This window comes from Clostridium sp. (assembly GCF_051278035.1).
Classification (GTDB): Bacteria; Bacillota; Clostridia; order Clostridiales; family Clostridiaceae; genus Clostridium_AD.
The window spans coordinates 1-7,395 of the sequence record NZ_JBNMNU010000197.1 but is presented as its reverse complement, the minus strand read 5'-3'; the positions used below and the strand labels follow the sequence as shown (position 1 = coordinate 7,395).

The 7,395-nt window shown below is 28.9% G+C and carries 8 protein-coding genes; 4 read left to right on the top strand and 4 right to left on the bottom strand.

The annotated features are described in order from the left end of the window. Both ACJAX4_RS20415 and ACJAX4_RS20410 read right to left on the bottom strand, forming a co-directional pair. Nucleotides 1–307 (bottom strand): hypothetical protein (locus tag ACJAX4_RS20415; protein ID WP_435791275.1); only part of this gene is annotated, 307 nt, incomplete at its 3' end. A gap of 128 nt (nucleotides 308–435) precedes the next feature. Next, nucleotides 436–1,002 (bottom strand): RNA polymerase sigma factor, encoded by a 567-nt coding sequence (locus ACJAX4_RS20410; protein WP_435791274.1) that lies wholly within the window; start codon nucleotides 1,000–1,002, stop codon nucleotides 436–438. 307 nt (nucleotides 1,003–1,309) lie between these two features. Here ACJAX4_RS20410 and ACJAX4_RS20405 point away from each other — a divergent pair, with 307 nt between their 5' ends. From ACJAX4_RS20405 to ACJAX4_RS20390, 4 genes are all read left to right on the top strand, one after another. Beyond that, entirely contained in the window at nucleotides 1,310–4,240 is a 2,931-nt protein-coding gene (locus tag ACJAX4_RS20405) for a Tn3 family transposase (RefSeq protein ID WP_435791273.1), read from the top strand. Beyond that, on the top strand, nucleotides 4,230–4,943 hold the full coding sequence (locus tag ACJAX4_RS20400; RefSeq protein WP_435791272.1) for a tyrosine-type recombinase/integrase: 714 nt from the start codon (nucleotides 4,230–4,232) through the stop codon (nucleotides 4,941–4,943). The genes ACJAX4_RS20405 and ACJAX4_RS20400 overlap by 11 nt, the downstream gene beginning before the upstream one ends. Nucleotides 4,944–4,971: 28 nt before the next feature. Then, nucleotides 4,972–5,166, top strand: coding sequence for a hypothetical protein (locus ACJAX4_RS20395; protein WP_435791271.1), 195 nt, complete (start codon nucleotides 4,972–4,974; stop codon nucleotides 5,164–5,166). Nucleotides 5,167–5,502: 336 nt separating this feature from the next. Further along, nucleotides 5,503–5,790, top strand: a complete 288-nt coding sequence (locus ACJAX4_RS20390) for a hypothetical protein (RefSeq protein WP_435791270.1) — start codon at nucleotides 5,503–5,505, stop codon at nucleotides 5,788–5,790. A 267-nt stretch (nucleotides 5,791–6,057) separates the two neighbouring features. Here the strand turns inward: ACJAX4_RS20390 and ACJAX4_RS20385 are convergent, their stop codons facing one another. Then, the gene (locus tag ACJAX4_RS20385) at nucleotides 6,058–6,246 is read right to left on the bottom strand and encodes a hypothetical protein (RefSeq protein ID WP_435791269.1); all 189 of its coding nucleotides are present in this window, start codon (nucleotides 6,244–6,246) and stop codon (nucleotides 6,058–6,060) included. 573 nt (nucleotides 6,247–6,819) lie between these two features. After that, a complete protein-coding gene (locus tag ACJAX4_RS20380) occupies nucleotides 6,820–7,230 on the bottom strand; it encodes a hypothetical protein (RefSeq protein ID WP_435791268.1) in 411 nt (136 codons plus the stop codon). Nucleotides 7,231–7,395 lie beyond the last annotated feature (165 nt).

The following is a 7,395-nucleotide window of genomic DNA, read 5'->3' as shown; positions in this document are numbered from 1 at the left end:
TACTAAACTTAATATCTCTAGTATTTCCTCTTAACTCCTCAAATTTTTTCATAATGTTAAATTTAAAAGCAGTTACCTTTGGAATTGATGAGATAAATGTTGAAATAATTATAACCAATGTAAAACTAGCCACCAATGCTAGTTTTTTTGTTATAGACGATCTATTACTTTTTTCTTTTAGATTGCCATGAAATTTATTCATTATGGTATTAAATTCAGGAATTTTAATATCAGAATGAATATCCAATTCGCTATTAAATTCTATATACGTCTCTTTTATAATTCTATCTATATTATTTTGCTTCATATTATTTCACCTCTTCCTAGTCTTTAACCATATCCGCAACTTCAAAATATGCATCAACACATATAAGTTGGGTCTCATATATATTAGATAATGTTCTTTTAAAAAAGTTTCATTTTTTATAAATTATCTTAATCTATAACTGTTGCCGCAACTTCAAAAGAAGGATCATCACATATAAGGTGTGTATATATCTTATTTTTCGCTCTTTTATGTTTTGTTTTAACAGTGTTTATATTTAAGTTTAGTATCAATGCTATTTCATTTAAATTCAAATCACAGTAATATCTTAAATGTATTATCTCTTGATCAACAGGATTTAACATTTTAATAATTTCTTTTATCTGTTCATTTGTTTCTCGTTTTACCAATAATTCTTCTGGGATATCTTCTGAGGAACCATCTAATAATTCTAAGTAAGTATTCTCACTAGGAATCTCCCTATTATATTTTCTAATCCATGATAAACTCTCATTCTTTGCTATAGTAAAAATCCATGATTTAATTTTTTTAATGTCTTCTATTTTATCAAAATTTTCATAAGCTTTCATTAATGTCTGTTGAAGTACATCCTCAGTTAAATTTTGATTTTTTACAATAGAATATATAAACTTATATAAATCTCTATATATTATATAAATCTGTTCCTCAAATTGTTTTTTTCTTTTGTTAGATTTAAGTATATCAATAAATTTCATTGCTTTCCTCCTTAAGTAATAATATATAGCCAGTGATTTCAATAGCAACAAAATCCATGCCCGTTTTTAAATTGAGTTCTCTTAATTTGGGGTATAAAGAACATAGCTGTCCTGTACTGAAAACTCGATTCCTAAATATGGTAATAACTAACCGAAGCTTTAATTAAAAGTTCCGGATCTTATTTTGGAACTTGAACTTAGGTGTATTTAAAGTATTTTATTGAGTATTTTAGATGCATATGGTAAGCTAATCTTAAAATAAGTTCCTACTCTTGTACTTATAGGAACTTTTAAAGGTAGGACATATATGATAAAAGATTTTAGTTTAAACCTAAGAGAGCTACAATTAGTTTATAATAAATCAAATGATGCAAAAATAGGATTTTCAGTGCTCTATAAATCTTTACAAAATTACGGGAAATTTCCTATGAGTAAAGAAGCAGTATCAGAAGAAAGTATTGAGTTCATTGCAAAACAACTTAAAATTGATAAAAAAACTTATTTAAATTACGATTTTAATAGCAGAAATGCTTTTTTTCATAAGAAGCAAATTCGAGAAGAACTTTGCTTTCGTGAATATAGTAAAAATGATATGGAATCAATTAAAGAATGGCTTATACAAATAGTTTTACCTGTTAATGATGATATTGAGTATTTAAAGCAACAACTATATAAAAGGTTTTACGAAATAAAAATTGAGTCTACTACTGAGGAAACTTTAGAGCGTATAGTTTCTTCAGCTATAAATACATATGAAAATAACATGTTTGAAAATATATTTAATAAGCTACCAGTTGAAACTATTCGAAAATTCAATTTATTTATTGCAATTGAATCAGAAAATGATAACACGGAACAAACAATATGGTTCAATGATTTCAGCATTAATCCTGATGGTGCAAATATTGAAAGTGTTTTTAATGAATCTAATAAATTAAAAACTATTGAAAATATGATAATACCAGAAGATATTTTCAAGGATATACCGCCTAAGTATTTAAAAAAGTATTATAAACGCAGTAAATCTGAGAATGTCAGCGAATTTAAAAGACATCCTGATGTTATAAGAAATGTGTTATTATCTGTATTTTTTCATTATAAATCAATGGAGATTAAGGATAATTTAGTGGATTTACTTATAAAAATACTGAATAATTTAGACACAAGTGCAAATAGAAAAATAAAGAAGGAACTTGCAGAGAGCACAAATTATACTAGGAATAAAAATAAATTACTTTTAAAAATTGCTAAAGCTGTTGTAGAGAGCCCAGAAGCTAAGACATGCGACATAATATATCCAATAGCAGACGAGCAAAAATTAAAGGATTTAATTAATGAGTTAGAAAATAAGAGTGATGATGTATTAAACAAAAAAAATTATAATAACATGAGATCTTCCTATCAAAAGCATTATAGGCGTATTTTGCCGGATATAATAAATGCGTTGAATTTTAATTCAAATAATGATAAATATAAGCCTATAATAAAGGCAATAGAACTTATAAAGAAGTATTTAGATTCAAAATCACGTTATTATTCAAAGGATGAAATAGTTCCAATTGAGGGTGTTGTTAGACCTATGTGGAAAGGTATGATAGAAGAAACAACAGGAAAAAATAACGCACTTAGAATTAAGCGAGCCAACTATGAATTATGTGCCTTGCAGGCTTTAAAGGATAAGATTCGCTGCAGAGAGGTTTGGATAAGTGGCGCTGATAAATACAGGAATCCTGATGAGGATCTTCCAAAGGACTTTGATATAAAAAAAGAGGAATACTACTCAGCAATAAATCAGCCTTTAGATGTAAATGACTTTATTGAAAAGATAAAATCATCTATGAAAGATTCTTTATCTAAGCTAAATAAGACTATTCCTAAAAATGAAAAGGTTAAAATCCTAGATATAGGAAATGGAAGAATAAAAATTTCGCCATCTCCAAAACAACCAGAGGCAAAAAATCTTTTGAAATTGAAACGTGAAATATCAAATCGTTGGCCTGATTTGAATTTATTAGATGTTTTTAAAGAAGCTGACTTAAGGATTGACTTCACAAAACATTTAAAAACTAGCGCAACTCAAGAAAGGTTAACTCGAGAAATTATAAGAAAACGCTTGTTAGTCTCCCTTTATGGAATGGGAACAAATATGGGACTAAAGGCTGTTTCTTCAAAGGGTTTAGATGAAAACTATATGGATTTGGAGTACATAAAAAGAAAGTTTATAAACAAGGATAATTTAAGAGCTGCAATTGCCGAAGTGGTAAATGCTACTTTGAAAATTCGCAGTCAAAATATTTGGGGTAGTGCGACAACAACTTGTGCATCAGATTCTAAAAAATTTGGAGCATGGGATCAAAATTTAAGGGCAGAGTGGCATAACAGATATCATGGTCGAGGAATTATGATTTATTGGCATGTTGAGAAAAAGTCTTTATGTGTATATTCTCAAGTAAAATCCTGTTCATCGTCAGAAGTTGCCTCTGCTATTGAAGGTGTTCTTAGACATTGTACTGACATGAGTATAGAAAAAAACTATGTAGACACACATGGACAAAGTGAAGTAGCTTTTGCATTCAGCTGTTTGCTTGGGTTCAAGCTAATGCCTCGTATCAAAAATATCAACAAACAAAAACTGTATAAACCTGAAATAAGTGATGAAGATTATTCGAACATTGAACTTGTTATGAAAAAGAAACCGATTAATTGGGAATTAATTAGACAGCAATATGATCAAATGGTAAAATACGCAACGGCATTAAGACTTGGTACCGCTGATGCAGAATCTATTTTAAAAAAATTCACTAAAAATAATCTTCAGCATCCCACATACCAGGCATTAAGTGAGCTTGGAAGAGCAATAAAAACTATATTTATTTGCAGATATGTTATGTCAGAAGAAATGCGAATAGAAATTAACCAAGGATTAAATGTTATTGAAAATTGGAATAGTGCAAATAATTTTATTTTCTGTGCAAGAGGTCGTGAATTTTCAACTAATAACATTGAAGACCAGGAAATATCAGCTTTGGCTCTCCATTTGATACAAAACTGCATGGTATATGTTAATACATTATTGATTCAAGATATTTTATCTGAGGAAGAGTGGTTTAATAGTATGGAAAAAGAAGATTTTAGAGCTATAACGCCATTAATTTATAGCCATGTTAATCCATATGGTAATTTTAATTTAGATATGGATAAACGAATACATTTGGGGGTACAAAAAAATGCCTGCTGAATTACAAAGAACAGCTCCCAAGAAAAAAGCAAAGGAACTTGCAAAATATCTTCGTAAAGAAAGACCCGACTATAATTATTTGAAAAGTTTATTCAAGTATCTTAGAGAAGAATTAGAACTTGAGGTTCCACGAAACGCAAGAAAATTACCATATGTGCCAACAGAGGATGAAATAAAAAATTATTATAAAGTAGTTTGGAACTCTAAAAACTTTCAGGACATGTTAATTATCAAGGTTTTGATTTATACGGGTGTTAGAGTCAGTGAATTAGTTAGCATAAAGATTAGTGATATAGATTTATTAAATTGTCAGATAAGAATTAATCAAGGTAAGGGGAATAAGGATCGTGTGGTTCCTTTCCCAGAAGGATTTAAAGAGGTGCTTGGTATACATTGTAACAATAATCTGAAAAATAATGCCACTTATTTATTTGAATCATCCTGGAAAAAGAAATATACCGACAGGGGCATAAGAAAAATCTTAGAAAAATACTCCGCGCAAGCTGGGTTAAAAACAATGTTATCTCCTCATAAATTAAGGCATTTTTTGTTTACCTGGCTAAAAAAACAAGGCATAGACGATGCTTTAATACAACCATATTCAGGTCATGAAAGCAGAAAAACCCTTGAAATATATTCAAAATTATCAATTACTGAAGCTCAAGTGGCTTATAATGAGGTAATTAACAAATTTCCAATATAAGGAATTGAGTTTTCAGTACAGGACAGCTATGTTCTTCATACCCCACTTAGGTGGAACTGATGAATATAAGAACCTTGTATGGTTAAGTACCGATGCTCATAAATTAGTACATGCAACCAAACAAGAGACCATCAATAAGTATATGGATATATTAAAGCTAGACAATAAAGGTTTAAAACGTGTCAATTCTCTAAGAAAGTTAGTAGGAAATTCAGTTATTTAATTAAATAAAGTACAACTTGTTGGAACGCCGTATGAGGTGAAAGTCTCACGTACGGTGTGAGGTGGGGGAAAAGGTGGAGATAACTTCAAATCCTTACCTATCACTATAGACCTTTGGTTACCATGCCTATACTAACGGAACTACTATAGAGCTGTTAATGGATATATTTAATCATTCATCCAAAACACAGACTTTAAGATATATAGGAATAACTGAGGATCAGAAAAAGGAAGTTTACTTGAGCAGTAACTTGGGGTAATGAAAATATAGAAACTATGTTATAATTTTCCTATATACTAAACGGTTGAATTTAGCGCATAAGAAAGGATGAGTAATATGGTTCGTAAAGCTACATTAAAGAAAATCAATGATATAATTCAGTGGATTGTTTCCATTTCGTTGATAGGTATGGGTATTTGCTACTTTTTTATAAGTAAGGATATGTTTAAAGAAATGAATTGGCTTATTATGGGGGGGGGCATTTGTATTATGAATGCAGGTAGCATTATTGATTCCAAATATTCTGAAAATAATTTAAGTTGGAAACATAATTTTAAAAATTTTATATATGTGTTTATATCTACAATGATTGTTATTTTTGAGATAAAAAGATTATGGTTCTAAATTGATTTTTTACATTAGGATATTCTTTTAGAGTAGTAGAAAATAACATCTTGGCAGAAAAAGGATGGTTATATGCACATTTGAGACCATGCAAAATTTATTGAATAGCTCTCGAAATCTACCAATCAATGGATCACTACACAGAGGTCTAAAACTGAATATTACGGTATCAAAAATTAAGCTATTTAAGTAATCGATAAGATAGCAATCTATTAATATAAAATAACATGATTAAGAGAAGATGCTTATATGAATGGCTGTTGCTATTCATTTTTTATTATTTTTATTTATGAGTTCAAATATTACATAGCCAATAGTTAAACCCGTCGAAAATCCCAATCTAGTTATAATAGGCATATCTGATTTAGTATCAATTTGATCCAAAATAACAAACACAAATAAAGAAGTGATAAAATATACAGCTGTCGGAATTATAAAATCAACAAATTTTTTCAATATTATCTCCTCCATGGCACTATATAAGCAAGCTTACTCCGTTCGCAATGGTGACAGTAACCACCATAAATATGTAAAAACATGTTATCCACGAACAAATCACAATTTCTCATTCAACTTCCCATTTTAGACATTAGGTGTACTTATTACATTACCTTCACTATCTTTCATGAAAACTATACCATAAAATACTAATTCTACAAAATTTTATCACTCCAAATATTCATCTATAGTTTTCGATATTTCATTTTTCACCCCAAGCCTTTTGCTCCCGGATAATCTTCATTATATTTCGCAGGCTATTTAGTATAGATACTATCATTTTTATAAGGTCAAATAGGTAATTAGTGGTATAATAATAAAAATAATTTGCAATTTTTAAATTATATACTGTAGATAACCGTTGATGATAGGAACTGCCATAAATAAAGGCATATCTAAGAGTTTTTCTTAAATAAGCCTTTTTATCTGCGTTGTCTCGCATAGAAATAAAAATATTTTTATGTTCATAAACTACATAATAATTAATCCATGAAATAATGTATATTTTAGCAATGAAAGTAGCAGGAATTATTAAATATGCATTATAGCTGATATCACATTTTTATTCCTTTTATATAGAATATAGTCTGTAACAGTCATAGCAATTATAAATGCAAAATATTTAATTATAGGATTAATTCCCATTATATATATTGGAATGCTTATAAGTATAAATAAAATAGCGAATATGCCCCATGCTATAAACCCTGCATACTGATATCTTATATATCCATTTACTGACTTGAACCTTCTATAACCAGTATAAAGTTCTCCATTCTCATTTGTTTTATTACTTCCTTGGTTAATTATTGAATTGCGATAATTCTCATCTGTGTTTAATTTATGTGCTTTTTTAAACATCATTAACATTGGACCGAGGAACAGTAAATACATACAATACATATAAAATAGTGATTCAAGAGATCCAAACAACCCAACCATATAACTCCCCTCCTAATTAATAGAAATCATAGTGCATTTTCTTTACTCAATTATATACGTAAGCGACAAATAACTCGTCACCTATAATAATAATTAAAATAATGTAATAATACTCCTATGATGATGAGGAGGTAAGATACATGAATAAAAGAAAATCTGAAGCAC

Excerpts from the sequence above, each read along its gene's own strand:
- ACJAX4_RS20405 (WP_435791273.1), top strand. The coding sequence starts at position 1,310 with ATGATAAAAGATTTTAGTTTAAACCTAAGAGAGCTACAATTAGTTTAT.
- ACJAX4_RS20380 (WP_435791268.1), bottom strand. The coding sequence starts at position 7,230 with ATGGTTGGGTTGTTTGGATCTCTTGAATCACTATTTTATATGTATTGT.
- ACJAX4_RS20390 (WP_435791270.1), top strand. The coding sequence starts at position 5,503 with ATGGTTCGTAAAGCTACATTAAAGAAAATCAATGATATAATTCAGTGG.
- ACJAX4_RS20410 (WP_435791274.1), bottom strand. The coding sequence starts at position 1,002 with ATGAAATTTATTGATATACTTAAATCTAACAAAAGAAAAAAACAATTT.
- ACJAX4_RS20400 (WP_435791272.1), top strand. The coding sequence starts at position 4,230 with ATGCCTGCTGAATTACAAAGAACAGCTCCCAAGAAAAAAGCAAAGGAA.
- ACJAX4_RS20395 (WP_435791271.1), top strand. The coding sequence starts at position 4,972 with ATGTTCTTCATACCCCACTTAGGTGGAACTGATGAATATAAGAACCTT.